At 66.2% G+C, this 26,880-nt stretch carries 20 protein-coding genes and 1 tRNA gene; 11 read left to right on the forward strand and 10 right to left on the reverse strand.

Annotated elements, in window-relative coordinates; translation table 11 throughout:
- Positions 1 to 578: 578 nt before the first annotated feature.
- From ccoG to BM125_RS17365, 5 genes are read left to right on the forward strand one after another with little or no spacing between them, the layout of a single operon-like run.
- Complete coding sequence (ccoG, locus tag BM125_RS17350) at positions 579 to 2,039, forward strand: cytochrome c oxidase accessory protein CcoG (protein ID WP_092410330.1); 1,461 nt, start codon at positions 579 to 581, stop codon at positions 2,037 to 2,039.
- Positions 2,036 to 2,281 (forward strand): hypothetical protein, encoded by a 246-nt coding sequence (locus tag BM125_RS20350; RefSeq protein WP_175498169.1) that lies wholly within the window; start codon positions 2,036 to 2,038, stop codon positions 2,279 to 2,281. Before ccoG ends, BM125_RS20350 begins: the two co-directional genes overlap by 4 nt.
- Positions 2,278 to 4,722: a heavy metal translocating P-type ATPase gene (locus tag BM125_RS17355; protein ID WP_175498170.1), complete on the forward strand. Its 2,445-nt coding sequence runs from the start codon at positions 2,278 to 2,280 to the stop codon at positions 4,720 to 4,722. The genes BM125_RS20350 and BM125_RS17355 overlap by 4 nt, the downstream gene beginning before the upstream one ends.
- A complete protein-coding gene (gene ccoS / locus BM125_RS17360; RefSeq protein ID WP_092410334.1) occupies positions 4,719 to 4,886 on the forward strand; it encodes a cbb3-type cytochrome oxidase assembly protein CcoS in 168 nt (55 codons plus the stop codon). The genes BM125_RS17355 and ccoS overlap by 4 nt, the downstream gene beginning before the upstream one ends.
- Complete coding sequence (locus BM125_RS17365; protein ID WP_092410336.1) at positions 4,883 to 5,605, forward strand: sulfite exporter TauE/SafE family protein; 723 nt, start codon at positions 4,883 to 4,885, stop codon at positions 5,603 to 5,605. The genes ccoS and BM125_RS17365 overlap by 4 nt, the downstream gene beginning before the upstream one ends.
- 238 nt (positions 5,606 to 5,843) lie before the next feature.
- Here the strand turns inward: BM125_RS17365 and BM125_RS17370 are convergent, their stop codons facing one another.
- The 5 genes from BM125_RS17370 to BM125_RS17385 all read right to left on the reverse strand — a co-directional run bounded on the left by BM125_RS17370 (position 5,844) and on the right by BM125_RS17385 (position 10,069).
- A complete protein-coding gene (locus BM125_RS17370; protein WP_092410338.1) occupies positions 5,844 to 6,584 on the reverse strand; it encodes a helix-turn-helix domain-containing protein in 741 nt (246 codons plus the stop codon).
- 80 nt (positions 6,585 to 6,664) lie between these two features.
- Positions 6,665 to 8,101: an oxygen-independent coproporphyrinogen III oxidase gene (gene hemN, locus BM125_RS17375; RefSeq protein ID WP_092410340.1), complete on the reverse strand. Its 1,437-nt coding sequence runs from the start codon at positions 8,099 to 8,101 to the stop codon at positions 6,665 to 6,667.
- 79 nt (positions 8,102 to 8,180) lie between these two features.
- The gene (locus BM125_RS17380) at positions 8,181 to 9,134 is read right to left on the reverse strand and encodes a glycosyltransferase (protein ID WP_217647908.1); all 954 of its coding nucleotides are present in this window, start codon (positions 9,132 to 9,134) and stop codon (positions 8,181 to 8,183) included.
- A gap of 12 nt (positions 9,135 to 9,146) precedes the next feature.
- Entirely contained in the window at positions 9,147 to 9,407 is a 261-nt protein-coding gene (locus BM125_RS21080) for a glycosyltransferase (RefSeq protein WP_217647909.1), read from the reverse strand.
- Between the two features lie 101 nt (positions 9,408 to 9,508).
- On the reverse strand, positions 9,509 to 10,069 hold the full coding sequence (locus tag BM125_RS17385) for a GNAT family N-acetyltransferase (protein ID WP_175498171.1): 561 nt from the start codon (positions 10,067 to 10,069) through the stop codon (positions 9,509 to 9,511).
- Positions 10,070 to 10,258: 189 nt separating this feature from the next.
- Here BM125_RS17385 and BM125_RS17390 point away from each other — a divergent pair, with 189 nt between their 5' ends.
- From BM125_RS17390 to BM125_RS17405, 4 genes are all read left to right on the forward strand, one after another.
- Positions 10,259 to 11,086, forward strand: a complete 828-nt coding sequence (locus BM125_RS17390; RefSeq protein ID WP_092410344.1) for a universal stress protein — start codon at positions 10,259 to 10,261, stop codon at positions 11,084 to 11,086.
- Positions 11,087 to 11,198: 112 nt separating this feature from the next.
- Complete coding sequence (locus BM125_RS17395) at positions 11,199 to 12,647, forward strand: bifunctional enoyl-CoA hydratase/phosphate acetyltransferase (RefSeq protein WP_092410346.1); 1,449 nt, start codon at positions 11,199 to 11,201, stop codon at positions 12,645 to 12,647.
- Positions 12,644 to 13,837: an acetate/propionate family kinase gene (locus BM125_RS17400; protein WP_092410348.1), complete on the forward strand. Its 1,194-nt coding sequence runs from the start codon at positions 12,644 to 12,646 to the stop codon at positions 13,835 to 13,837. The genes BM125_RS17395 and BM125_RS17400 overlap by 4 nt, the downstream gene beginning before the upstream one ends.
- Positions 13,838 to 14,145: 308 nt before the next feature.
- A tRNA-Arg gene (locus tag BM125_RS17405) sits at positions 14,146 to 14,222 on the forward strand.
- A 198-nt stretch (positions 14,223 to 14,420) separates the two neighbouring features.
- Here BM125_RS17405 and BM125_RS17410 read toward each other — a convergent pair.
- On the reverse strand, positions 14,421 to 15,095 hold the full coding sequence (locus BM125_RS17410; RefSeq protein WP_092410350.1) for a hypothetical protein: 675 nt from the start codon (positions 15,093 to 15,095) through the stop codon (positions 14,421 to 14,423).
- Between the two features lie 474 nt (positions 15,096 to 15,569).
- Between BM125_RS17410 and BM125_RS17415 the strand changes: the two genes are divergently transcribed.
- Complete coding sequence (locus BM125_RS17415; protein WP_092410352.1) at positions 15,570 to 16,505, forward strand: alpha/beta hydrolase; 936 nt, start codon at positions 15,570 to 15,572, stop codon at positions 16,503 to 16,505.
- A 160-nt stretch (positions 16,506 to 16,665) separates the two neighbouring features.
- Here the strand turns inward: BM125_RS17415 and BM125_RS17420 are convergent, their stop codons facing one another.
- A complete protein-coding gene (locus BM125_RS17420; RefSeq protein WP_092410372.1) occupies positions 16,666 to 17,049 on the reverse strand; it encodes an HU family DNA-binding protein in 384 nt (127 codons plus the stop codon).
- A gap of 998 nt (positions 17,050 to 18,047) precedes the next feature.
- Between BM125_RS17420 and BM125_RS17425 the strand changes: the two genes are divergently transcribed.
- A complete protein-coding gene (locus BM125_RS17425) occupies positions 18,048 to 23,765 on the forward strand; it encodes an alpha-2-macroglobulin family protein (RefSeq protein ID WP_175498172.1) in 5,718 nt (1,905 codons plus the stop codon).
- Positions 23,766 to 23,916: 151 nt separating this feature from the next.
- On the opposite strand, the gene BM125_RS17430 is transcribed toward BM125_RS17425, so the two are convergent.
- From BM125_RS17430 to BM125_RS17440, 3 genes are all read right to left on the reverse strand, one after another.
- Complete coding sequence (locus BM125_RS17430) at positions 23,917 to 24,462, reverse strand: DUF1579 family protein (protein ID WP_175498173.1); 546 nt, start codon at positions 24,460 to 24,462, stop codon at positions 23,917 to 23,919.
- Positions 24,463 to 24,532: 70 nt separating this feature from the next.
- Positions 24,533 to 25,423: an alpha/beta hydrolase gene (locus tag BM125_RS17435; RefSeq protein ID WP_092410358.1), complete on the reverse strand. Its 891-nt coding sequence runs from the start codon at positions 25,421 to 25,423 to the stop codon at positions 24,533 to 24,535.
- Positions 25,420 to 26,733, reverse strand: coding sequence for a dicarboxylate/amino acid:cation symporter (locus tag BM125_RS17440; RefSeq protein WP_092410360.1), 1,314 nt, complete (start codon positions 26,731 to 26,733; stop codon positions 25,420 to 25,422). The genes BM125_RS17435 and BM125_RS17440 overlap by 4 nt, the downstream gene beginning before the upstream one ends.
- Positions 26,734 to 26,880 lie beyond the last annotated feature (147 nt).

Here is a 26,880-nt window from a genome sequence, read left to right on the forward strand (position 1 = left end):
CCAGAGCGAAGAGCAAACGCGACAGCCAAAGCCAAAGCCCCTCATCCGCCTGCGGCACCTTCTCCCGCAAGGCGGGAGAAGGAAGATCAGGAGCCGCGGCGGCGGCCCAGTTGCATGCTTGCGGGGATCTGCTTGGTCTTGGCTGCGCAGGATGCGCAGTGAATGGGGCCCCTATGCAGTGGCGCAGCGGCGGAGAAAAGGCCCGCAGGGTGGCTCGCAGGGAGGCGAGCCAGTTGGCTGCCAGTCCATGGATGGACTGTCAGCCAACCCCGGAGCCGCTGCGCGAAGTCGCAGGGCAGGATGCCCGGAGACCGCTGCATCGGGGTGCTCTTTCTCTTGGTTACTTCTCTTTGGCCACGCAAAGAGAAGTAACTCGCTCGCCGCAGGCGAGTGAAAGCTTGGCTTTCACTCCAAGAATGCGCCGCGAAGCGATGTTGAAGGGCGCGAAATGCAGAGCCACTGGGTCCCCACCTGCGCCGGGACGACGAGTGAGCGGAATATCCTGCCCACGGTGCCTGGCAGCGGCAGCGGCAGCGGCAGCGGCAGCGGCAGCGGCAGCGGCAGCGGCAAACTAGATCATGAACAATAAATCCAAAATCGACATCGTCGTCGCCGACGCCACCGGTTCCCTGTATGCCAAGGAACCCAAGGTCTACCCGCGCGAGGTCGACGGCCGCTTCCAGCGCCTGCGCACGGCCGCCGTGTTCTGGTTGCTCGGCATGTTCTATGCGTTCCCGTGGATCAGCATCGGGGGCCAGCAGCTGGTCCTGTTTGACCTGCCGGAACGGCGTTTCCATGTCTTCGGGCTGACCTTCTGGCCGCAGGATTTCTACCTGCTGACCCTGCTCCTGATCATCGCCGCATTGAGCCTGTTCTTCTTCACCGCGCTGGCCGGACGCCTGTGGTGCGGCTATGCCTGCCCGCAGACGGTATGGACCGAGGTGTTCCTGTGGATGGAGCGCAAGATCGAGGGCGACCGGAATGCGCGCATGCGCCTGGACAAGGCGCCGTGGACCGCGGAAAAGCTCCTGCGCAAGTCGGCCAAGCAGTTCGTCTGGATCGTCTTCGCGCTGTGGACCGGCTTCACCTTCGTTGGTTTCTTCACGCCGATCCGCGAGCTCGGCCACGAGGCGCTGAACGGCGGCCTCGGCGGCTGGGAATCGTTCTGGATCGTGTTCTACGGTTTTGCCACCTACGGCAACGCCGGTTTCCTGCGCGAGCAGGTGTGCAAGTACATGTGCCCGTATGCGCGCTTCCAGAGCGCGATGTTCGACCGCGACACCCTGGTCATCAGTTACGACCCGCTGCGCGGCGAACCGCGTGGCCATCGCAGGAGAGCTGCCGAGCGATTCGTGCCTGCAGGGGAGTCGGTGGTCGCGTTCAATCCGCTCGACGCCACCGTGCCGGATGGCCAGCAGCGCGTGCTCGGCGACTGCATCGACTGCCTGGCCTGCGTGCAGGTCTGTCCGACCGGCATCGACATCCGCGAAGGCCTGCAGATCGAGTGCATCGCCTGTGCGGCATGCATCGACGCCTGTGACGCGGTCATGGACAAGATGGAGTATCCGCGCGGACTGATCCGCTACACCACCGAGAACTCACTGGTCGGCAAGCCGCAGCGCGTGCTGCGACCGCGTACCCTGATCTACGCCGGCATCCTGGCCAGCGTCATCGGCGCTTTCCTGTGGCTGGTGTCGGCGCGTGATGCGGTCATCATCGAAGTCCTGCACGACCGCAACGCCCTGTTCCGCACCATCGGCCAGGGCGCCATCGAGAACAGCTACAACGTCAAGCTGGTCAACAAGACCGATGCCGACATGCTGCTCTCGCTGCGCACCGAGACCGACCTGCCGCTACGCATGATCGGCCGGCCGTCCGTCACCCTGGCCCCGAACGAGGTGTACTCGCTTCCGTTGACGCTGCGCGCCGAGAGCGGCACCGTGCACGGACGCCAGCCGATTTCGGTGACCGTCGTCGATGCGCAGGGCAACGTGCTGGTCCGTGGCGACAGCCACTTCTTTGCTCCGGAGTCGCCATGAACACTGCAGCGCGCGAAGTACCGTCACTGGCCTGGTACCGGGTTCCCGAGGTGTGGCTGATGCTGGTCCTGCTCGGCGCGATGGTGGTCGGTTCGTTCGCCCTGCTGTCGAGCGCGATCCACACGCCCGACACCCATATCGTGGTCCCGAACGACGTGCCGCGGCCGAGCCGCATCCCGCCGATCCAGCGCGCCCCGACCACCGAGGCGGCGAAACCGACGGAGCATGGGCAGGCGTCGTGAACGCGACGGCTTGCTTTCACTGCGGCGAGCCGAATCCGGCGGCACCGGTCGTCCTCGCCCGCGTACAGGGCCGGGAGCGCGCGGTCTGCTGTCCGGGCTGCAAGGCCGCTGCCGAATGGATCGACACGCTCGGCCTGGGCGACTACTACCGCTTGCGTAGCGAGCCGGCCCTGCGCAGTGATCTCGACTTCGACTACAGCGCCTGGGACCGACCCGCCCTGCGCCGCCTGCATGTCCGCGAAGCGGCCGCCGATCGCGCCGAAGTGATCGTCCTCGTCGACGGCCTGCGCTGTTCGGCCTGCGCCTGGCTGATCGAGCGCGCCATGCGCGGTACGCCAGGCGTTCTCGATGTCGGGGTCAATGCGCTGGCGCGGCGCGTCGTGCTCGGCTTCGATCCGCGCCAGGTCGCCCTGTCCGGATTGCTGACTGCACTGGCCCGGCTCGGCTATGCGCCGCATCCGCTGACTGCCGAGATGATCGACTCGCAGCGCCAGCGCGAATCGCGCGACGCGATGAAGCGCCTGGCCGTGGCCGGCCTCGGCACGATGCAGGCGATGATGATGGCCGTGGCCCTGTACGCAGGCGTCTTCGACGGCATCGATCCGGCCGTGCGCGAATTCTTCCGCTGGCTCGGTTTCCTCGTCGCCACCCCGGTCGTGCTGTATTCGGCGCAGCCGTTCTTTCGCGGCGCGCTGCGCGAGTGGCGCTCGCGACGCCTGTCGATGGATACCCCGGTAGCCCTGGCGATCGGCCTGATCTACGCGGCCAGCCTGGTCGGAGTGATCGTCGGTGGCCACGAGATCTATTTCGATTCGGTCAGCATGTTCGTGCTGTTCCTGCTGCTCGGTCGCCACCTCGCGATGCGCGCCCGGCACCGTGCCGGCGACGTCGTCGATGCGCTGTCGCGCCTGCAACCGGCGCTGGCCGAGCGCCGCGAGGCTGCCGGCTTCGTCAGCGTCGCGGTCCACGAGCTCGAAGCCGGCGACATCGTTCGCGTGGCCAGCGGCGCCGCCATACCGGCCGATGGCGAGCTGCGCGACCGCTCCTGCCGGATCGATGAATCCCTGCTCAGCGGTGAATCGACGCCGGTTCGACGCGATCCGGGACAGTCCGTGATCGCTGGCAGCCTGGTCATCGATGGACCGATCGAAATCGTGGTCCGCCGCATCGGCGCCGACACCGTGCTCGCCGGCATCGTCCGCATGGTCACCCAGGCGGCCAGCGAACGCCCGCGCCTGGCTCGCGTCGCTGACGCACGCGCGGCCCGGTTCGTGCTGCGCGTGCTCGGAGTGACCGTGCTGACGGCGCTGGCCTGGACCTGGTTCGATCCGGCGCGGGCCTTGCCGGCAGCGCTGGCCGTGCTCGTCGTCAGTTGCCCCTGCGCGTTCGCCCTGGCCGTGCCGGCGGCACTGACCCGCGCGGTCGCCGTGCTCGCCGAGCGCGGCGTGCTGGTCGTCGATGCCGATGCGCTCGAGGCGCTGGCCACCGCCGATCGCTTCGTCTTCGACAAGACCGGCACCCTGACCGAGCCGAGCTTCGATCGCGAAGACATCGAGATCAGGCGCGGTACGCTCGACGATGCACTCGGCATTGCCGCCGCGCTCGAGCAAGGCAGCACGCATCCGCTCGCCCTGGCCCTGCGCCGCATGGCGGCCTCCGCGCCCGTGCGCTCGGCGGAGCGCTTGCGACAGATTGCGGGGGCCGGCGTCGAAGGCGATGTCGGCGGCATCCACTATCGACTTGGACGTGAGGAATTCGCGCTGGCCGGTGGCGCGAGCGAATTCGTCACGCAATCCGACGCGTTGGTCCTCGCCGATGAATCCGGCGAAATCGCCCGCTTTGTGGTCGGCGAGCAGCCGCGCGCCGACGCCGCCGGGCTGATTCGCGGCCTCATGGCGCAGGGTATCGCCTGCGAAATCCTCAGCGGCGATTGCCGGACCCGGGTCGACGCGGTGGCCGACCGCCTTGGCATCGGCGACCGCCTGGCCAAAGCCAGCCCGGCGGACAAGCTGGCCCGCCTCGAGGCCTTGCGCGAGGCCGGGCATGTCGTGGCCATGGTCGGCGACGGCATCAACGACGCGCCGGTGCTGGCCGGCGCCGACGTCGCCATCGCGATCGGCAACGGCAGCGCGATGGCGCATGCCGCCAGCGGCATCCTGCTCGCCTCGAGCCGGATCGATACCCTGCTCGAGGCGCGCCGGATCGCCGGCGAGATGCTCGTGCGACTGAAACAGAACCTGGCTTGGGCGCTGGCCTACAACCTGGCCGTCGTGCCGGTGGCCGCAATCGGCTGGGTACCGCCGTGGCTGGCTGCGATCGGCATGTCGGCCAGCTCGATCGTCGTCATCCTCAATTCGTTGCGCATCGGCCGGCGTCCGTCGGGTCCGGCGTCGACCGCAGCGCTGGCGGTCGACAAGCCAGCGCGCGAGGCCACGGCATGAACATCATCCTGCTGTTGATCCCGATCAGCCTGGTCCTGCTCGGCGTCGGCGTCTGGGCCTTCTTCTGGGCGGTCAACCATGCCCAGTTCGACGATCTCGATACGCCGGCGCTGACACCGCTCAGCGAGGACGCCGAGACCAGCACCGAAGAGCGGGAATCGTGAGCGGCTCGCTGACCATCGTCGCCGCACTGGCGCTCGGCCTGCTGGCCAGCGGCCACTGCATGCTGATGTGTGGGGGCATTTCGATGGCGCTCGGCGTGGCCACGGCCAAGGACGCCAATGGACGACCGCGCCGTTCGCTGCTGCTCGGCTACCAGCTCGGCCGGATACTTTCCTACACCCTGGCCGGCCTGCTGATCGGCACCGTCGGCGGCGCCCTGATCGCCCTGCTCGACATCGAACGCGTACGCCTGGCCCTGCGTTTCGCCAGCGCGGCGGCGCTGCTGCTGGCGGCGCTGGTCATGCTCGGCGTCCTGCGCGATCCGGGCTCCTCGCTCGGCAGGAAGCTGTGGCCGAAGCTGGCCCCGCTCGGCCGGCGCCTGATGCCGGTGACCAGCCTGCCTCGGGCAATGGCGTTCGGTGCACTCTGGGGCTGGATGCCCTGCGGCTTCGTCTACACGATCCTGCTGGTCGCCGCGCTCAGTGCGCAACCGCTGCAATCGGCGGCCGTCATGGCCGCGTTCGGACTCGGTACGCTGCCGGCGATGCTGGCGACATCCTGGGGCGCACCGCGGTTGTTGCAACTTTCCTCGAAGCCGCGCCTGCGGCAGTCGGCCGGCTATTTCCTGCTGGCCTGCGCGGCCCTGACCCTGGCCTCGCCGCTGCTGATCGGCCACGCCCCATGGCTTCATGGCTGGCTGCCGTTCGATTGCGCGCCGTAGTGGGTCGGGCGCGGCGGGCCCTGGGTCAAATTGTTGCTCTGATTGTTGGTCGTAGGAGCGCCTTCAGGCGCGATGTCTTTCTCGCCCTTGCAAAGAGCATCGCGCCTGAAGGCGCTCCTACGGATAACGTGGTGGTTTGCGCGGGCTTCGATGGCCGCCCTCGCGTTGCTGCTTCGTTGTTAGCATCGCGCCTGAAGGCGCTCCTACGCGAAGCGTGGCGAATTTCGGGTCCGCGGCCCTAATCCTCGTCGGGCTTCTCGGCCAGTGTGGCCAGGGCGGCAGGATCGAGGATATGGACGTGGCGCCGATCGACCTTGAGCACGCCGAGCGTCTGCATGCGCGAGAACAAGCGGCTGACCGTTTCGATGACGAGCCCGAGATAGTTGGCCAGTTCCTGGCGCGACATGCTGAGGGAGAGCTGGTAGGGGTCGTGGCCGAGGCCTTGCAGGCGCTCGGAAAGGCTGCGCAGGAAGATGGCCAGGCGCGACATCGCCTGTTTGCGCCCCATCATGACCGGATGTTGCTGCTCGCGTCCGAATTCCCGGCTCATGACGCGGAACAGCTGGTGCTGCAGGCCCGGCACCTTGGCCGCGACCGCGCTCAGGGCATCGAACGGCACCTCGCACAGGCTCGAATGTTCGAGCGCTTCGGCCGAACAGCGAAAACCGTTGCCGGCCAGACCATCGAGGCCGACCAGTTCGCCGGCGATATGGAAACCGAGGATCTGCACGTCGCCTTCCGGAAGCGTCGTGTAGGTTTTCAGGGAGCCCGAGCGCACGATGAACAGGGCCGGGTGATGGGCGCCTTCATGAAAGACGATGGCGCCCCGCTCGAGGGGCACGCGCTGCTTGACCACATGGTCCAGGCGCTCGAGATCGTCACCACCGATCGAGGCCGGCAAGCACAGCTGGCTCAGGGCGCAGTCGGCGCAGGACTGGCGCAACTCCCGCAGGTTGACGATGGGGCTTGGGCTCGGCATGGTCGGATCATTGTCGCATGCCGGTCGCCGTCGGGCGCGCCGGACACACCGGCAATCCGGGAATCGGTCTGGCTATTCGCCTACAGGGCCTTCGAATAGCTCGGCGGGTTGGCTCCGGGCATTCCGCGGTCCTTGCCGAGGTAGGCATCGAAGCACATGGCGATGATGCGCAGCAGGAAGCGGCCGCGGGACGTGACCTGCAGACCCTGCGGCAGGATGTCGACCAGGCCGTCCTTCTGCAGGGCGGCCAGTCGCACCAGCTCGTCCGCGAAGTACTCGCGGAACGCCACGCCGTAACGCTGCTGGAATGCCTCCATGTCGAGGTCGCCATGGCACATGAGCTGCTGGATGACGTCGGCCCGGACCAGGTCGTCATCGGTCAGGAACATCCCGCGCCGGACCGGCAGATGGCCGTCGTCGATGGCCGCGTAGTATTCCAGGAGAGTGCGCGCGTTCTGGTGGAAACTGCGCCCGACATGACCGATCGAGCTCATGCCGAGGCCGATCAGATCGCAATCGCCATGTGTCGAGTAGCCCTGGAAATTGCGTTGCATCGTGCCCAGGCGCTGGGCGCGCGACAGGTCGTCTTCGGGCAGGGCGAAATGATCGAGACCGATATAGCGATAGCCGGCCCGGATCAGCGTATCCGTGGTCTGCCCGATCAGGGCCAGGCGCGTGGCCGCGTCGGGCAGGTCGGCTGCATTGATCTGGTTCTGCGCACGAAAGCGCTCGGGCATGTGCGCGTAGGAATAGGTCGCGACGCGGTCCGGATGCAGGGCGATGACGTGCTCGAGCGTCTTCGCGAACTTCTCCGTCGTCTGCTTCGGCAGACCGTGGATCAGGTCGACGCTGACCGAGCGGAAGCCATGCTCGCGGGCCGCCTCGACGACTGCACGCGTCTGCTCGACGCTCTGCACGCGGTTGACCGCCTGCTGCACGTCGCTATCGAAATCCTGGATACCCAGCGAGATGCGGTTGAAGCCGACCTCGGCCAGCATGCGCACGGTGTCGGCATCGCAGTAGCGCGGATCGACCTCGATGCCAAATTCGCGCTCGGGCGCGTCGGAGAGCGTGAAGCCCTTGGTCAGGCCATCCAGCAAGCGCCGCATCTGCCCGGCATCGAGGAAATTCGGCGTACCTCCACCAAGATGCAGCTGGTTGACCGGGCGATCGGCATCGAACATCGGCGCGGTCATCTCGATCTCGCGCAACAGATGCTCGAGATAGCCGTCCGCGCGACCGCGGTCACGCGTGATGATGCGCGTGCAGCCGCAGTAGAAGCACGGACTCAGGCAGAACGGGATGTGCACATACACCGAGAGCGCGCGCGGGATCGGATCCTCGTTCGAGGCGTGCGCGATGCTGCGCAGATCGGCTTCGGAAAAGCGCTCGTGGAAATGTGGCGCGGTCGGATACGAGGTGTAGCGCGGACCGTTGATGTCATAGCGCGCGATCAGCTCCGCATCGAACACGGGGGCCCGGGCGAGTTGGGGATGAATGAGGGTCTGGGTAGCCATGGGCGAATCTTGCCGTGGCATGGCCGCGCCCATCTTGATCCATGTCAACGGGCCGACATTCGGCGATTCGAGCGCGAAGTCAGCGGCTGATCCGGCGCTGCTCCGCGGCCCGGGACTCGGGGACGACCGGGGCGGCCTCGAGGGCGCCGCCAGCACGATCGGCGAGACGCCGGTACAGGGCCACGGCCTTTTGCATGAGGGCCGGGGCGGCCCAGGCGCGGGCATCATCGGGGCCGGCCTGGGCGAGGGCCAGGCGCTGATCCGGATTGCGCAGCAACGGTGCGACATGGCCGGCGAATTCGTCGACATCCTCGGTACTGATGCGTGCACAGCGTGCCTCGGCCAGCACCGTCGCGCTGCCCATCACGGCGGTCGACACGATCGGCAGGCCCAGGGCCATGGCCTCGATCAGGACCAGACCCTGGGTCTCGGTGCCCGAGGCGAAGACGAACAGATCGGCGGCACGATAGCAATCGAGCAGGCCGGTGCGGCGATCGAGATTGCCGACGAAGCGCACGTTGGCGGCGAGGCCGCGCGTCGCGACGAGTTCGGCGAGGCGGCCGGCATCGGGACCTTCACCGGCGATCACGAACAGCAGACGCGGGAATTCCGGAGTCAGCCGCGCCAGCACCTCGAGCAGGAAGGCGACATTCTTCTCGATGGCCAGGCGTCCGACGGTGAGCAGTACCGGCGCGCCTGCGTCGATGCCCTGCTCGCGACGGAAGCGGGCACCGTCGCCACCCTCGAATTCCTCGAGGCGGATGCCGGTCGGCAGGATCGTCGCTGGCGTCGTGATGCCGTAGCCCTCGAGCACGTCGGCCATCTGCCGCGATGGCACGAGCAGGTGGTCGACCTGGCGGCCGAGGCGCCGGGAAAAACCGCGAACGGCGTAGCGGCCAAGCCGGTTCGGCACCCACGGCAGGTAGTTGGCGACGTATTGCTCGAAATAGGTGTGGTAGCTCTCGAGGATCGGCCGCCCGGTCAATCGCGCCAGGCGCACGCCGAGCTGGTGGGCCCGGAAGGGCGTGTGCACATGGATCACATCTCAGTGGCATTCGGCCAGGCGCGGTAGCAGGGCGCGCACGGCGCCGGCCTTGATCAGGCGGTCCTCGGGGTCGAAGGCAATCCGCCGCGAGCCCAGGCGGATGACTTCGAATTCGTCTGCGCCGACGCTGCCACCGTAGTCGGGAGCGACGACCGTGACCTCGTGCCCGGCACCGACGAGTTCGCGGCAAAACGTGCGGATCGAAGTCGACACCTCGTTCACGCGCGGAACATACACGTCCGACAGCATGAGGATCTTCACTGCACGCCTCGCCCCGGCCCACTCCGCACGTTGCGGCCGCAGGAGTGTGCGGGCGGAATGTTTCAGGCGTTCGCGAGCGTCCCCGGGATCGTGTTGGGGACTCAGCCGAGGTCGAGGCTGTGCACGACCTCGTGCGGATTGCCGGGATCGAAATGGCGCTTGAAGCCGAGCTCTTCGGCAAGCTCGCGCATCCTGGCGTTCTCCGAGTCATCGATCGAGAACAGCCGCTTCATGCCGCGGCCGCGCGCCACCTCGATCAGGCGCTGCATCAGCAGGGTGCCGATGCCGCGGTGCTGCCAGTCGTCGGCGACCACGATCGCGCACTCACCGACGCTGCGATCCTCCCCGGTCGCATAGCGGCTCACGCCGACCTCGACGGTCTGGCCACGTTGTTCGACCGTCGCGATCAGGGCCATGTCGTGGCTGAAGTCGAGATCGGTCAGGCTTCGGATCAGGTCATCGCTCGGCTCGCCGATCTGGCCGAGAAAGCGCATGCGTCGCGTCTCGGGTGAAAGACCGGCGATGAATTCGCGCTCCAGCGGGCCATCTTCAGTGCGGATCGCGCGGATCGTGATTTGCGTCCCGTTGTCGAGGGTTTCGCGCCAGCAGTAGGGATCGGCGCTGTCGCGGACGGAGGGGGAAGCGGCTTCGGTGCGGTTCATGCGGAGACTCCGTTGGCAGGATGGCGCCATTCTCGGTGCCGCGCAGGGCCGCCGTGTTGATCTGGATCATCCGGCGGGCATGCCGTCGGCGTTCATGCGACAACGCCCGAACTTGATCTGGATCAGGCCTCCGGCGACGGCCCGGCTCTAGGCTGCAGTCTGACGATTTGAACCTTGCGGACGCACCCCATGCAAAACATCCTGATCAATACCTGCCAATGCCGCAGCCGGACCAGCAGCGTCGAGTTCGGCGTCAGGCTCGCCGCCCGGATCGGTGCCGCGGTCACCGGCACCTATGTCTACCCTTCGCTGCTGCAGGCGATTCCGCGCTTCAGCACGCCCGATCTCGTTTCCACCGTCCTCGCCAATGCCGAGGCGATTGCCGCGGAGGCTCGCCAGAGCGGCGACGGATTCGTCGCCTGGGCGCATTCCATGGGTGTCGCCAATGCGGCCTGGCATGTCGCCGAGGATTACCTGCCCGACGCGATGGCCGATATCGCAACCTGGCATGACCTGTTCGTGCTCGGTCACGACGACGAGTATCCCTGGGGTTCGGCGAGCGACATTGCCAGCCTGATCTTCGCCACGGCCCTGCCGGCGATCATGGTGCCCGCGGGGCCGGTCGACGCGCTGGCGCTGGACACCCTCGTTTTCGCCTGGAACGGTTCGGCCGAAGCGACCCGTGCGCTGCGCGCCGCGTTGCCGCTGCTCAAGCGGGCCAGGCGCGTCGTCGTGCTCGAAGGCGAACAAAAGCGCGCCGCACGCGAAATCGCCTGGAAACCGCCGCTCGATCTCGACGGCTATCTGGCCCGCCACGGCATCGCCTTCGAAAGCCGCGCCTTCAGCGCCGGCAGCGACGAGGCAGGTGCGCGGCTGCTCGCCGAATGCACGGCACTGTCGGCCGACCTGCTGATCATGGGCATGTACGGTCGCGGCCGCTTCAGTGAATGGATCATCGGCGGCGCGACACGCCACGTGCTCCAGCACGCAGCATTGCCGGTGCTGTTGTGCCATTGAAGCGGCGCGACCGCGTCTGCCGCGAACTGCACGAAGCCGCCGGCTCAACCGCCACGTGCTGGACGCCGGCTCACATTGGGGCGAGGATCGTACCCATGGAGATGCCTGCGCCATGACGACCGCACCGAAGCCCCCCGTGCCAACCGGGGATCGCTTCCCCGAAGACGACCTGCGCTACGTGCGCAATCGCACCTTTGCCGAAATCGCGATCGGCGATCGCGCCTGCATCGAGCGCACGCTGAGCGCCAGCGACGTGCAACTGTTCGCGGTCCTTTCCGGCGATGACAACCCGCAGCATGTCGATGCCGAGTTCGCCTCCTCGACGCGCTTCCATGGTGTCATCGCCCACGGCATGTGGGGTGGCGCGCTGATCTCGGCCCTGCTCGGCACGCGCCTGCCCGGGCCCGGCACGATCTATCTGGGCCAGACCCTGCGCTTCCTCGCCCCGGTCCGGATTGGCGACACCCTGAAGATCTCGGTCGAAGTGAGCGCACGCGACGAAGCCACCCGCAAGCTGATCCTGGCCTGCCGCTGCATCAACCAGGACGGCCGTGAAGTGATCACCGGCGAGGCCAGCGTGATCGCGCCTGAAGAGAAAATCGTGCGTCGCCGGGCGACCCTGCCCGACGTGCGCCTGAGCGATGGCGACGGCGTGCGCCGCCTGCTCGATGCGGTGCGCGACCTGCCGGCCGTGCGCTGCGCGATCGTCCATCCCTGCGACGAAGCCTCGCTGTCGGCCGCGCTCGAGGCGCGCGACGCGAACCTGATCGTGCCTGTGCTGGTCGGGCCACGGTCCCGGCTCGAAGCCACCGCCGAAGCCGCCGGCCTCGACCTGGCCGATGTCGAGATCGAGGATGTCGAGCACAGCCACGCGGCCGCGGCGCGTGCAGTCGAACTGGCCCGCGCCGGCAAGGTCGATGCATTGATGAAGGGCAGCCTGCACACCGACGAGTTCATCGGTGCCGCGCTCGATCGCGAACTCGGCCTGCGCACGGCCCGGCGCTTCTCGCAGTGCTACCTGATGCAGACGCCGGGCTATCCGCGCCCGTTCATCATCACCGACGCGGCGATCAACATCGCGCCCGACCTTGAGGCCAAGGCCGACATCGTGCGCAACGCGATCGACCTGGCCCGCATCATCGGCGTGCACGAGCCGCGCGTGGCGATCCTCGCCGCGGTCGAGACGGTCAATCCGCGCATGCCGGCGACACTCGATGCGGCGGCCCTGTGCAAGATGGCCGACCGCGGCCAGATCACCGGCGGCATCCTCGACGGACCGCTGGCCATGGACAACGCGATTTCGATGGCCGCCGCGCGTATCAAGGGCATCGTCTCGCCGGTCGCCGGGCAGGCCGACATCCTCGTCGTACCCGACCTCGAAAGCGGCAACATGATGGCCAAGCAGCTTGAATTCCTCGGCGGCGCGGCCAGTGCCGGCATCGTCCTCGGCGCGCGCGTGCCGATCATCCTGACCAGCCGCGCCGACTCGGGCGAGACCCGCATTGCCTCGTGCGCGGTGGCCGTCCTTGTCGCGCAGCACTATCGAGCGCATCCGCCATGAACCGACCCGCATCCTCCATCCTCGTCCTCAATGCAGGCTCGTCGAGTCTGAGGTTCGCCCTGTTTGACGCCGCCCACCGCAAGCCGCCGCTGCAGCCGCACTGGCGCGGCCGCATCGAGGGCATCGGCGGAACCTCGACGACCTATGTTGATTCGCAGCAAACGCAGCCGAACGCACTCGTCCTCGACGAGGAACGGCCGTTCCATGCCGCCCTCGAGCACATCCGCGGGGTCATCGCGAACCACGTGCCGGCGGGGGGCCTGCATGCGGTCGCGCACCGGGTCGTGCACGGCGGCAGCCACTATTTCAAGCCGACCCGCCTCACCGCCGCCGTGCTCGCCGACTTGCGTCGGCTGATTCCGCTCGCGCCGCTGCACCAGCCGTTCATCCTCGAAGCGATCGATTCGCTGCTTTCCTCGCACCCGCACGTGCCCCAGGTCGCCTGTTTCGATACCGGCTTCCACCAGACCGTGCCGATGGTCGAGCAGTTGCTGCCGCTGCCCTACGACGCCTGGGAGAGTGGCCTGCGCCGCTACGGTTTCCACGGGCTGTCCTACGAGTACCAGGCGATCGCCCTGCGCAAACGCCATGGTGAGCTGGCCCGCGGCCGCACCCTGGTCGCCCATCTCGGCAGCGGCGCCAGCCTCTGCGCCATGCGCAACCTGCGCAGCGTCGCCACGACCATGGGTTTTTCCGCGCTCGACGGCCTGATGATGGGCACGCGCTGCGGGGCGCTCGATCCGGGCGTGGTCCTGTCGCTGATGGAGACCGGCCGTTTCAGCACTCAGCGCATGGCCCAGCTGCTGTACCGCGAATCGGGCCTGCTCGGCGTTTCCGGCGTGTCCTCCGATCCGCGCGTGCTGCTGGCGACCGAGGCGACCAACCCGCGCTCGAAGATGGCCCTCGAGCTCTACGTGCGCCGCATCGTCCGCGAGATCGGCGCGCTCGCCGCGATCCTCGGCGGCATCGACCTGCTCGTCTTCACCGCCGGTATCGGCGAGCACAATGCGGTGATCCGCGAGCGCGTCTGCGCCGAACTGGGCCTGTTCGGCATCCGCCTCGATGCCGCCGCGAATGCCGCCCACGCCGCGATCATCTCGGGCGCCGACAGCGCCAGCGTCGTTGCAGTCGAACCGACCAACGAGGAATGGATGGCGGCGTCGCATGCATCGGCGCTGCTCGGGGATTGATCCGCCGCAGCGGACCTGAACCCGTCGCTGACGAAGCCGAATTCGGGCGTGGAGACCCGCACCGGTGCGCCGTCCCTCGAACGACCTCGGGCAGGGCATGGCCCGGAGACTCGTGCCCCGCGGCCAGGTCACCCGCTCTTGCGTCGCCCGGTCGTGGGGATGGCTCGGCACGCATATGCGGGAGGCACTCGTGTCATTGCGCGCCGAACTGGACGGCTTTCGCGATCCCGCGCCGAGCTGGGCTATAATCTTGGCCCGCTTCGGCCGCGGCTGGCTTTGCCGCCCCGTCCCGAAGCGCTCCGCACCGCGCGCCCGTAGCTCAGCTGGATAGAGTACTGCCCTCCGAAGGCAGTGGTCGGGGGTTCGAATCCCTCCGGGCGCGCCATTTCCGCGCCATCGAGTTTCGCGAGCGCCGATCAGGTGTCCGAATTCGAGGTGCAGTCTGGATCCATCACCGAGCGGTTAGGCGAGGCCCATGTCCGATCGATGCAGGGCAAGTGCGCCGATTTGACTCGCTGGTACGCTTCGATCACGCCGTGGCCACGAACATGCAGCCGGCAATGCGTCCCCTCAGTGCCGGATGTCAGCCGGCCGCTCGGGCGGCGTCCGGCAGGTCGGTGAAGACCTTGTGCCTGACATAGGCAGCCGTGGCCGGGTCGAGAGCCGTGCGAACAACGCGTTCAAAGGCCGCTTCGACCTGCTCCCGATGGGCCGGGTCCGCGCCGCGCCAGTACTCGATCATGCCTTTCGGTGGAGCGCATTCCGACAGCGCGCAGGTGACCAGGTCCGCATTCGATTCGGGATGCCATTCCGCGCTCGCGAGCAGGGTCAGCCCACCTGCGGTGCCGACGAAATGCGCCTCGTCGCCGCGGTTGACCTGGCCGGACGGCGTGCTGCTCATGATGCCGTCCAGGCACGATGCGAACAGCCCAAGGGTCCCTCGCCCAACCTCCGTGTTCGGCTGATCCCGCTTGAGCAGGTAAGCTGAATCGATGGCGTCGCTCACGACCTGACTGAATTCACCCGGGTGCAGTTCGAGATTGTGCAGTTCCGCCTGCGTGCGAAGTGCCGTGGCCAGCGCATAAAGGTACTCGTACAGACTGGTCGTCTTGGTGCCGCCGCACGACTCAAGCTGCAGGGTGCGGCCTGTCGCCACGGCAAAGGCCCGAAAATTGCGCTGACGCGCGCGTCGATTCACCTGCACGACCAGTGCACCGAGCATGACCGCGACGAGCAGCAGGAACACGTAGGTCAACACGGACGAGTTCTCATGGGTCCATTTCTCCGAAAGGAGCACGTCCTGCGAGCGAGCCGCGCAAGTCCGTCATCCGTACACTATAGCCCGTATGGACGACCTCGCTCACCCCGACGGGAAGGCACCTCGCGCGGGCTTGCGCAATGAGGTGAGGATCCGAGCGGCCCTGGCTCAGGGATGCCGGTAGCCGTTCGGGATCGGCGATGCGTCGGCGCGTCGGCGCGGATTCAGCGGATCGCTGGCAGTGCGGGACGTGCCGGCTCTGCGCGCCTCCATTTCCTGGGGAACATTTGGATAAGTTACCGAAGCCCGGTTCCGGGCCCCGGGCGTCGCCACGGAGTCGACGGCTGCCAGGTCATCTCTGGCACGCCACGGCGAACCGGATCCAGACAGGACGTGCGCCGGCGTTGTTTCCTCAAGCTACAATTCCTTGCAAGGGCAGCGATCGGTGCGCGACCTGTCGACCAGGGAAGGACCATGTCACTAAGATCAATCTGCGCGACCGCCGGTCTGTTTTTTTGGCTGTCGTCTGCCATTCCCTGCGCAGCGCAGACCGCCTGGCAGGCTTCGCCGGGGCATGTCCAACTGCAAATCTGGCCCGGCGCCGCTCCGGATGCGGAGCCCGTCAAGGGGCCTGAAACCTCGGGACCGGCGGCCAAACGGCTGGTCGCCGGGAAGCCGTGGACCTTTGTTGCGCAGGTCTCGCAACCGACCCTGACCGTCTACCCACCGAAGCGTCGCAAATCCGGCGCCGCCGTGGTCGTGTTCCCGGGCGGTGGCTACAACGTGCTGGCCATCGATCTCGAGGGTACCGAAGCCTGCGACTGGGTGACTTCCAGCGGCATGACCTGCGTGTTGTTGAAATATCGCGTGCCCTGCGCGAAATCAGGTCCTTACCGGAACTGCCTGACTGCATTGCAGGACGCGCAGCGGGCGCTCGGCCTGGTGCGCCTGCATGCCGAGGAATGGCACATCGATCCGCACCGGATCGGCGTGCTTGGCTTCTCCGCGGGCGGTCACATGGTCGTTGCCTTGAGCACGCAGTTCGAGCAGCGCCTTTATCCGGCCGTCGATGCAGCCGATGCGGAGAGTTGCCGCCCGGATTTTGCCGTGGCCCTCTATCCCGGACATCTGGCCGTGCCGGCGAAGGATTTCGCGCTCAATCCGGACATTGCCGTCACCACGAAAACGCCACCGACGTTCCTGCTGCATGCGCAGGACGATCCGGTCGACCCGGTCGAGAATTCGCTGGTCTATTTCGCGGCGCTCAGAAAGGCCGGTGTCCCTGCGGAAATGCATGTATACACCGAGGGCGGGCATGCCTTCGGGCTCCGTCGCACGGCATCCCCCATCACCCGCTGGCCCGACCTGCTGGGCGCCTGGCTCGAATCCATCGGGATGATCTCGCCGTAACACCGGTGCGGATTGCCCGCTCCCGCCCAATCGAAGCGCTTCGGGCAATCGACAGGCCCCGAGTCCCGGAGCCGACGCACGTCACTCGAATGCGCCGGTGCGGAAGTAGCTGCGGTTGCGGGTGTTTGCGCGGCAATGCCACGCAAACACCCGCGGCAACTCAGACGGCGGCGTCCTTGAGCTTCTTCAGCGGCCGCACCTTGACCTTGACGGTGGCAGGCTTGGCTGCGAAGACCTGCTCTTCACCGGTGAAGGGATTCTTGCCCTTGCGCTTCGGCTTGGCCGGCACCTTGACGGCGTTGATCTTGAACAGGCCGGGGAGGGTGAAAGTGCCCGCACCCTTCTTGTGTACGGCGCCAAGCACCGTGTTTTCAAGCGCTGCGAGCACGGCCTTGACGTGCTTCGCCTCGACGCTGGCCAGCTCGGCAATATGCGCGATCAGGGCCGATTTCCCGAAAGCGTCCTTGATCGGCTTGACGGTGGCGGCGGGCTTCGGAGCAGCTTTCGCTTTTGTGTTCTTCTTGGCAGTGGTTTTTGTAGCCATCATCTCTGGTCTCATTAAGTGCACCGCTCCCTGTGAAGCGATGGCCGTCTGGCCGGGCAAATCTAAGCTTTTCCCGCGTTTTTCGCTACTTTCCGCGAAAACGGGCTCAAAGATGTCTGCGAGGGCCGGAAACAGCGGCGAAGTTCATCGTCTCCGACCGGCCGCGCATCGTGCATTCATGATTGCCCGAGGGAACGGCAGCCCGCTTCCAGCAGTCGTCCCTCCGGCAGAAGGCATCGGCTCGGCCGGATGGCTGAGATCGGCCACCGCGCGATGGTCTACCCTATCGCTGCGTTTTCGAATGGATTGGCCCGCCGGCGACGAAGCAACCGGCATTGATCGCATCATGAACCCATGGTCGCCATCGGCGAGGCACACATCGCCGACCAGCGAGTTCGGCTGGGACCCGAAGCCGGACATCCGCTTGGCCGCGACCGGCAGGTGTCCGTCACGGTCAGCCCGGGCGTGCCCGAACGCATGGCGTCCTGGTCCGTTCAGTGCCTGCCGTAATCCGGCGAGGCCATAGAATCCGAGAGACCGGCGCCCAGCAGGCGGCGGGTCAGGAACGGCACTGTCGCCAGTGCAGTCATGACCTCGCGCGCAATGACGCCGGACCAGCTTTGCGGCCCGAAGAAGCCCTTGAAACGGCGGGCACCTTCCTGCTTGTTCGCGGGTTTCGGACGGCGGCTCGCACCTCTTGACTGACCGATCGATCGGTCAGTCAAGAGGTGCGAGCCGAGGCATCCGGCGTTGCTCGACCCATGCCTGCGCGCCATCCCGCATCCCTTTCTGTGCGCCAACGGGGGTCCAGAACACCCTGGAATGCCGGCGCCCGAGCAAGGATCACGCGCACTGATGGGAGCTCGTCGACGCAACCGGCGTCGCCCGTTCGTGGCTCGTTCGAATGTCTTCCGGCTGGCGCTGGCTGGCCTCTTCCAACTGCGGCGTGCATCATGCAAGCACCTTCGCCGCCATCGTGCGATCTGGAGAATGGATCAATGTCGAAAACGCGATGGATTGCAGCGTTGCTGACTTGCGCCCTCGCCTGCCTGCAAACCAGCGCTTCCGAACCTCCGGCACCGACGATCACCGAGGTCAACGCAGGCTCCTCATTCCTGCAGGTCACCTTCAGCGAACCGATGCTGACCTGGCTCGGCAGCGGCTCGCCATCCGCAATCGTCGTGACTCCTCCGATCGACTGCAGCTGGGCCTGGACCGACGATACGCTATTGACCTGTCATCAGGAGCAGGGTGCTGCGCTCGAACAGGCCACGCGCTACCGACTGTCGATTCGCGGCGGACTGTGGTCGCAGCAAGGCCGGGAGATCGCTCGGCAGGACAGGGTTTTCGACACCGAACGACCTTCAATCCCTGAAGGAGGTGCCGTGATCGACCATTGGGAGGCGGGTGTCCCGGTGATCAACATCTGGGTCAGCGTGCCGGTCTCGGCCATGGCGCTGTCGACTGCCCTGATCCTGGCCGAAGACGATCAACAGGTGCCGTTCAAGCTGATACCGCTAACGGAGTCGCGCGAAATTCCAATCGCTGAGGAAAGCCGGCTCTGGCGGATCGACTATCGACCGACCGATTCGAAATCCCATGCGCTGTCGTTGCGAATCAAGCCGGGCTTGCGCTCGAGCAAGGGGCCGCTGCCCGGCCTGCAGGATGAGATCCTGCTTCGGGCAGGCGTCAACGAGGTGTTCGGGCTTCGGTACGTCGCCTGCGGCGACGGCTATCAGGAAGGCAGATCGTCGTCGTCATCGGCCGTTCCGCAATTTCGGCCTCATTTCGTTGCAGCTACAAGCGATTCGAGCCAGGAAGTCGCGATTGCCTGCCCTGCCGGGCAACCGATCTCGCTGGGGTTCTCGCAACCGTTGTCGACCGATGCCAACGAATGGTTGCGATCGCATCTCCCACGCGGGTTGCGCTATGAAGCGGCGGCCAAAGGAATACCGTCCAGATGGTCCGGCAAGCCCGTCACGGAGCTCGGTCGTCCCGCCGCCATTGCCAGCCTCGTATCGGATGCGCCGAACAGCCTCTTGTCGTTCGACCTTCCATCTTCGCTGGTCTCGGCAGAAGGAGCGCGAATCCTTCGGCCGCATCGCATCGCCGTCACCTCGACTGATTTCATTCCCTCGCTCGCTGTGGAATCGCCAAGGCTGCTGCTCCTGCCGGGCAGCCGACCGCCGCCGATGATCTCGATGGTGAACATGCCGGCGCTCAATGTCGACATCAGGGAAATTGGCGGTCGCGAGTTCGGATCGCGCTCGGCCACGTTGGCCGAGAGCACCCGCAACATGGCCGTTCGACTGTCGCCACCGCTGCCGCTTGCGGACATCGCGCGTCACGGCGGGCTTGTCGACGGAAAGCTGGATCTTCCTTCCAGGCTCTACTACTCCCCGACGAGCTACGCGATCGCATATGCGGCGTTCAACGTCACGACAGCCCGTACCCGCGATCAAGCCCTGGTATGGGTGACGCACTGGAGCGGCGCGACCGCGGTTGCAGATGCAAAGGTCGAGCTGCTGCGCCTGACCGGACCGAACTCGAGCTCGGTCGTCGCAACCGCACGAACCGGCGACGATGGTGTCGCACAGTTCGATCTCTCCGGCCTTGGCAAGGACGCCGCCCGCGGCTATTCGCTGGTGCGCGTGACGCGTCGGGGCCAACGCGCGGTCATGCCGTTTTCCAGCCCGCTCGGCAAGACCTGGCTGGACCCGGGCGAGCCATTCGTCGACGTCCTCCGTGATGGAGAAGTCGCCGAATGGGGCGTTTCCGATCGCCCTCTGTATCGTCCGGGCGATTTCGTGCGCTACCGGGTGTGGATTCGCCAGCGCAACGGGAACCATCTGCGGCCACTGCCGAACGCGGGCCCGTTCAAGCTACGTCTGACACGGCGGGGCGACACGACGGCGATCACGACCTTCGACGCGACGCTCGATGCCTTTGGCAGTTTCGCCGGGTCTCTCACCTTGCCGAAATCGATTCACGACGGCGACTACTGCCTCTCCCCGAACCTTGCCTATGTCGACGACGCACTCGGATATTCCGACCACGCGCTCGGCGCCTGCTTTCGCGTGACCAGCTATCACGCCAACGCGCTCTGGGCAGCCTTGAAGACCGATCGGCCGATCCTCCTTGAAAATCAGCCGGTCCAGCTCGATGCCGAGGCCGGCTACTACTCGGGCGGGCCTGCCGTCGGCGCCCGAACGGAGTTTCGCTCGTTGCTCTCGCCGATGCGGCTCGAACGCGCCTACCCGCGCTTCGCTGGGTACACTTTCATCGATCCGTTCCAGGATACGGCCGGCGACGCCGGCGAATCGCTGATCGACGCGGAGCCCGTGCTCGAGTCGATCGACCGCGACGGCCACGCCCAGCGCACGCTCATGTTGCGCGCACCAGATACGACCCGCGCCGGGCAGGAACCGCGGCGGCAACCGATTCCGTTCGGCAAACTCGATCTGAGCGCGGGTGTTTCGATTTCTCCCAGCATTCGAACGGTCGCAACCACCGCCCTGATCTTCAGTCGCTACCCGCGCTTCGTCGGTCTGATGGTCACACCCGCGGTGCTCGGTCCGGACCGGGACCCGGAACTGGAGGCGATCGTCATCAAGGCGACCGGCGAGTCGACCGAGCATGCCTCGGTTGATGTCGATATCGAGGAGCGCATCGACGACGACAACGCAGAGGAACCCCGCTTTCGTGCCGTCGCGCACTGCCGCGTCGAGGCTGGCCAGCCGACGCATTGCCCGTTCCGGCCCCGCCACTCGGGCATCTACCGGTTTGTCGCTCGCAGCGGCGACGCTGCCCCGTCATCGATCGATCGCTACGCCTGGCTCGAGGGCTCGCGACCGGCGCCAGATACCGAAGGCGCGGCCAGCCTCACGACGCTCGACCCGCATCCGGCCCTCGGCTCGACCATCGATCTGGACCTGCGGCAGCCGTTCGCGAAGGCCAGGGTGCTCGTCAGCATCGAACATGCCCGGGTTCTCAAGCACTGGACCGTTGACGTCGATTCCGAGCTGACACGGATTCCGCTGACGATCGATCGCAGCTGGGTTCCCGGCGTGACGATCAAGGCGGTCGTCCTCGATGCCGCCGACGAGGCGTTTGGTCCCCGCGCATTCGAGGGCGCTCTGGTGGAAATCGCGAGCCTGGAAATCCACCCTTCCGGGGCGCCCGCACCGACACCCGTCGTGATCAATACCGATCGCACCGAGGTCAGGCCGGGCGACCGCATCCAGGTCCACTTGCACAATCCGCGCGCCGAATCCGTGCAGGTCACATTGGGCGTGGTCGACGATGCGGTTCGGGCACTCGCGCCAGCGCTCGCCGATGCGATGAACCCCGCGGGTGATGCGTGGCTCGGAAGGCTCGACAGGTGGGACCGTCCTTTCTGGTTCGGGCTCGGAGCGTGGGAACGGCAGCCTGGCAGGCAATCCGGTTTTCCATTGTCGGAGGTCTTCGTGCCCGGCTACCAATTTGCGCTTGGCGAGCGTCTCGACACGAAAGTAGTGTCGGGATCGACTCCTCAACCCGCCGACCTTTTCGATATGGGTGTGGGGATGGAGCGCTCACGCGGGCGAATCGCATCCGAAGTCTCGAGTTCGGCCGCCTTGCGTCGAACCATTTCGGAGTCGCCATTCTGGCAATCGGACATCGTGATGAAGCCTGGAGCCGATCGATCATTCGACATCCGGTTGCCGGACAACCTCACGCGCTGGCGCATCCTCGCCTGGGCGAACGATGACGCCGACGCGTTCACGCTGACCGAGGCAACGGTCAGCGCCTCACTGCCGATCGAAGTCCGCAGCGATGGTCCGGCACGCGTGTTTGTGGGTGATCGGGCCACGCTCCGCGCCAGCATTCGCGCGCGCCGCGATGACGTCCACATCGACGCTCGGCTGCAGGCAGAAGGGGCCGGCGTCGATGCCGCCCGACGCTGGAACGGAACGCTTGCAGCGAATGCGCAGCAATCGATTACGCTCGTTGCGAATCCGAGCGAGGCGGGCCGGATAGAGGTCAGCGCCACCGCATCGGGCAACGGGGACGAACACGGCGTGGTCGCCGCGATCGAAGTGTCTCCGACACTGCGTCATGAAACTCTTCCGGTCGCCGGCTGGATTCCGGAAGGCGGCATGCGACTCAAGTTGCCAACCATTCCCGCCGCCGCCATCGACCCGAATATTCGCGTCATGACGAGCCGGAGTACCGCAGCACTGGTCAGGACCTGGGCAGTCGGATTGCGCGACGACGCCCACCCGTACTGGGGACCGATGCTCGGTCGCGCGATCGCGGCCGCGGTCGCCATCCGTTATGGCTTTGCCGACAGCGACTGGCCCGATGCGCGCGAGGTCATCGACACGACGCTGCAGAACGCCCGGAAGTACCAGGACCACGACGGCAACTTCCATTTCCTGGCGGTCGACGATGAGCGCAATCACCGCCCACCGAACCTGATGCTCACTACCTACTCGATCCAGGGATTGAATTTTCTCGAATCCCTGGGCTATGGCGTTTCAGCCGACATCGTGAAGTCCGCACGTTCTGCCCTCGCGACGCGACTGAACGATCAGCAACTTGTGGAAAGGATTGGGGCCGATCGGTTCGTGGCAGAGGAAGTCGCCTTCGCTGCATCGGTGACCGGCGCCGTTCCGATCGGGACGCTCGATGCGCTCTGGTCGGCGCACGATCGGCTCAGCTGGAGTGGCCGCGCCCGTCTTGCCCGGATACTGTCCACCCGCTTGCTCAAGACCACAGAGACCCACGCGCTCGTCGATGCGCTCCGGCACGCCGGGCCGAGCCGCGGCATGAGTCGATCGATCGGCGCAGGCAGCGACCCGGAATGGCCGTTCGAAACGGCCATGCTCGACCAGTGCGTCGTCCTTGACACCTTGCGCGACCTCGATCACGCCGAGGATGCGGCCGGGCTTCGTGCCGAATACCAGCGCGGATTCATGGACCTCTACAGCGGCGGCGAACCGGCCATGGACTCGCAGACCCGCGCACAGTGCCTGATGGTATTCTCGAACCCGTCGCTCGCACCGTCGCCGACCGACGCTTCGATCCATGTCGAAATGTCGATGCCGGGCGCGTCGACACGCCTCGAAATTGCGCACGGTCAATCCATGACAACGTGGTCACACGCGCTTTCACGCAAGCCTTCCGAGCTGACCGCGCGCACCGACGCGGACGCGAGCGATCCGATCAGCCTGGTCGCCGAGGTCGGATACGACATCGATGCACGAGCTTCCGCACCGGCTGCGGTCGGGTTTCAGCTCGAACGCCACTACAGCGTCATTCGTGGCCATGCCTGGAAGGAAATATCCGCATCGAGCGTACGCGAAGGGGAATGGGTGCGCGTTACGCTGCGCCTGTCCACATCGCGCTTGCGCTACTTCGTCGCGATATCGGATGACCTGCCGGGTGGATTGCGCGCGGTCGACCTCGAACTGGCGAGCGGCGCCGATCTTGAGCTGCCGAAAGGCTCGAATGGCGGCAGCCCCTGGTTCGCCGAACGGGATGTCGACGACCGCCATGCGCGATTCTTCAGCGAGCAGGTTCTGCCCGGTGTCCACGAGATCCACTACTACGCCCGAGCCACGCATGCCGGCCGCTACGCCGCCCTGCCCGCTGTGGGTGAACTGATGTACGGAAGCGCATCGGTATCGCGAACCGCAAGCGCGACGATTTCTGTCGCGCCAGCCAGGCCTTGATGCGCGTGCGCCTAAACCGGTGATTTGCCCCCAGAGGAGAGTTTGAACAAGTGGCGCAAGCAGGCACGGCATTTCGGGACCTGATCGACGACACGCACCAGACATCGCGAGCGATCGGTCAATCGAATGAGTAGGCCGGACCGGCTCCGGGCTATTTCGCGTAGCGGCCGTCGAAGATCGTCTTCCAGGTCTTGTCGCCATCCGTGCTGACCGTCCAGACCTGCTGGAATCCACCGCCGTCGTTCGGCGTCCAGCGAATGCGGTGGTGCACGGTCGTCTTTGGATCCCTGCCCGAGGGTCGCTCGCCTTCGAGAACCAGGCTGTCGCCCTCGAAGCCGCCGCTCAGTTCGAGGACGATGCCATGGTTGTCGATCCAGGTCTGCCGGTAGATGTCGAGTTGGGAATCGTAGAAGGTCAGGCTGGTGCCGTCGTTGCCGCTCGCCGATTTCCATTCCTCGCGGACGGCGCAATCGCCGAACACGGGCGTCAGCGTGTTGTGGCCGACGACTTTCGCGTCTTCGCTCACGGTCCATTGGCCGAGCAACATGCGCAGCCTCTGGTGCTTGGCGGAACTGCAATCCGGTTGCGCTGGCGCAGCCGGATTGCTGGGCTGTTCGGCATGCGCGCTCATCGGGAGACTCCCGAGCAGACAGGCTGCGAGCAGGATGGACGATGGGTAGATAACGGATCGATGCATGGAGGGACCTCCCGGTCTGCGGTTCGAATCGGCGTAATCATGTCCTGAATCATCGTTGGGCGCCCCGGCTTCACTGGAAGAATGCGCGCAAGCCGGTCGAAAGAGCCGTCGGAAAAATGCTCGCATGGGTTTCGTCGTCGAAGACCTCGATACGGGTGGCGACCTTGCGCTCAACGCAGCGATTCAGTTCCTCGTTCATGGCGCGCAGGTCGCTGACCATGCGGCGCTCGTTCTCCGGCTGCTCCTCGAAACTGCCGACAGCCAGGAAGAGCTTGCGCTCGTCGGCAAACGGCGAGTCCCGGCAGGCCTTGGCCAAGGCCTGCAACGGCTTGCCGTTCGCGTACCACAACGAAGGCGAGACGATCAGGAAATTCTCGAACGAGGACGGCGCATCGATCCAGGCATAAGTCGCGAACAGGCCGCCGTAGGAGTGGCCAACCAGCGTGCGATGTTCGGCCGACGCCGGAAAATGCTTCTCGACATAGGGAATGATTTCACTCTGGATCACCTTGAGGAAGGCCGGACCACCGCCCGAGACCTTCTGCATTTCCGCGCCATAGCCACCCTCGGCATGGAAGAACGGGGTGTAGTCGCGCGTCCGGTCGAGATGGTAGTGCGACTTGTCGGGATAGCCGATGGCGACGCTGATCAACGGCGGAATGCGGTTGCGATCGGCCAGGTGGGTAACGATCGTCGCGACCAGGGGAAAGGAGTACTCGGCATCCAGCAGATAGACGGCCGGACAACTCTTTTTCGCGGCCTTGCAGGCCGGCGGCACATGCACGTAGAGCTGATATCTGATGCCACTGGCGGAGACGGGCAGATCGATCACCTGCGTGTTGGCGACCGAAAATGCATGCCCGGCGGCAAGCACCGTCGAAGCTGCGCACAGCCATGCCGTGACGGCGAACACTGCAACGGCTCGGCGTTGGGCGCGATGCCGGCCGCGGGCCCCGTTCATGCGGCGGGCTCCGTGAGCGCCGACTCTGGAGCCATACCGGCATCCGGGCCTGCATCGAGTTGCCGCCTGAGCTCGGCGACATCCACTTCGCCTTCCCAGCGCGCGACGACGATAGTCGCGACACCGTTGCCGACGAGATTGGTCAGGGCGCGTGCCTCGCTCATGAAGCGGTCGATGCCGAGGATCAGGGCGAGGCCTGCGATTGGCACGGTCGGCACGACGGTAAGCGTCGCAGCCAGGGTGATGAAACCTGCGCCGGTGACGCCGGAGGCGCCCTTCGAGGTCAGCATGGCGATCAGCAGCAGGCTCAGCTCCTGGCCGAGGGTCAGATCGACATTGAGGGCCTGGGCGACGAAGATCGCGGCCATGGTCAGGTAGATGTTGGTGCCATCGAGGTTGAACGAGTAGCCGCTCGGGATGACCAGACCGACCACCGACTTCGAACACCCGAGGCGTTCGAGTTTTTCCATCATCGGCACAAGTACCGATTCCGACGACGAGGTACCGAGCACGAGCAGCAGCTCGTCGCGGATGTAGCGCAGGAACCTGAAGATGCTGAAGCCGGCAAGGCGCGCGATCGTGCCGAGCACGAGCACGACGAACAGTACGCAGGTCAGGTAGAAACTGCCCATCAGTTTCGCCAGCGGGCCGAGGCTGTCGACGCCGTACTTGCCGATCGTGAAGGCCATCGCGCCGCCGGCGCCGATCGGGGCGAGCCGCATGATCAGGCCCATCATGCGGAAGAACACCTTCGAGAGGTCCTGGAACAGCACGAGCACCGGCTTGCCGCGTTCGCCGAGGCCGATCAGGGCGAAGCCGAACAGCAGGCCGACCAGCAGGACCTGGAGCAGGTCGCCGTTGCCGCTGAAGGCATCGAGGAAGGTCTTCGGGATGATGTCGAGGAGGAACTGCACGCCACTGCGTTCGGCGGCCTGGGTCGCATAGCGGGCCACGGCGTCGGCATCGAGGGTGGCCGGATCGACGTTGAAGCCGGCACCGGGCTTGAGCGTATTGACGACGAGCAGGCCGATCACCAGCGCGAAGGTCGATACCACCTCGAAGTAGAGGATCGCCTTGACCCCGACCCGACCAACCTTCTTCACGTCGGCCACGCCGGCGATGCCGATGACCACGGTCAGGAAGATGATCGGCCCGATCAGCATCTTCATCAGGGCGATGAAGCCGTCGCCGAGTGGTTTCAGGGCAACCCCCGTTTGCGGCAGGAAGTGGCCGATCAGGCCACCCGCGACGATGGCCAGCAGGACCCACAGGTAGAGATGCCGCGGCGACGTGCCGGCCTGGTTGCTCATCGATGAAACTCCCGGAAAGGACGCGTCCGGATCGCAGGACGCCGGCCAAGGGTAGCGCGCCACCGCGCCCAATGAGCCCGATCACGCTCGCGCGCTCGATTTGTGAGGCCTGCAGCGTTTCGGCCGTGGACGCGCCGGACCCGACGG

The sequence above is a fragment of the Dokdonella immobilis genome, assembly GCF_900115085.1.
GTDB lineage: Bacteria > Pseudomonadota > Gammaproteobacteria > Xanthomonadales > Rhodanobacteraceae > Dokdonella > Dokdonella immobilis.

What these genes read in the sequence shown, in the direction of transcription:
- ccoG (WP_092410330.1), top strand. Translation starts at nt 579, where the DNA reads ATGAACAATAAATCCAAAATCGACATCGTCGTCGCCGACGCCACCGGT.
- BM125_RS20350 (WP_175498169.1), top strand. Translation starts at nt 2,036, where the DNA reads ATGAACACTGCAGCGCGCGAAGTACCGTCACTGGCCTGGTACCGGGTT.
- ccoS (WP_092410334.1), top strand. Translation starts at nt 4,719, where the DNA reads ATGAACATCATCCTGCTGTTGATCCCGATCAGCCTGGTCCTGCTCGGC.
- BM125_RS17370 (WP_092410338.1), bottom strand. Translation starts at nt 6,584, where the DNA reads ATGCCGAGCCCAAGCCCCATCGTCAACCTGCGGGAGTTGCGCCAGTCC.
- hemN (WP_092410340.1), bottom strand. Translation starts at nt 8,101, where the DNA reads ATGGCTACCCAGACCCTCATTCATCCCCAACTCGCCCGGGCCCCCGTG.
- BM125_RS17385 (WP_175498171.1), bottom strand. Translation starts at nt 10,069, where the DNA reads ATGAACCGCACCGAAGCCGCTTCCCCCTCCGTCCGCGACAGCGCCGAT.
- BM125_RS17390 (WP_092410344.1), top strand. Translation starts at nt 10,259, where the DNA reads ATGCAAAACATCCTGATCAATACCTGCCAATGCCGCAGCCGGACCAGC.
- BM125_RS17395 (WP_092410346.1), top strand. Translation starts at nt 11,199, where the DNA reads ATGACGACCGCACCGAAGCCCCCCGTGCCAACCGGGGATCGCTTCCCC.
- BM125_RS17400 (WP_092410348.1), top strand. Translation starts at nt 12,644, where the DNA reads ATGAACCGACCCGCATCCTCCATCCTCGTCCTCAATGCAGGCTCGTCG.
- BM125_RS17415 (WP_092410352.1), top strand. Translation starts at nt 15,570, where the DNA reads ATGTCACTAAGATCAATCTGCGCGACCGCCGGTCTGTTTTTTTGGCTG.
- BM125_RS17420 (WP_092410372.1), bottom strand. Translation starts at nt 17,049, where the DNA reads ATGGCTACAAAAACCACTGCCAAGAAGAACACAAAAGCGAAAGCTGCT.
- BM125_RS17425 (WP_175498172.1), top strand. Translation starts at nt 18,048, where the DNA reads ATGTCGAAAACGCGATGGATTGCAGCGTTGCTGACTTGCGCCCTCGCC.
- BM125_RS17430 (WP_175498173.1), bottom strand. Translation starts at nt 24,462, where the DNA reads ATGCATCGATCCGTTATCTACCCATCGTCCATCCTGCTCGCAGCCTGT.
- BM125_RS17435 (WP_092410358.1), bottom strand. Translation starts at nt 25,423, where the DNA reads ATGAACGGGGCCCGCGGCCGGCATCGCGCCCAACGCCGAGCCGTTGCA.
- BM125_RS17440 (WP_092410360.1), bottom strand. Translation starts at nt 26,733, where the DNA reads ATGAGCAACCAGGCCGGCACGTCGCCGCGGCATCTCTACCTGTGGGTC.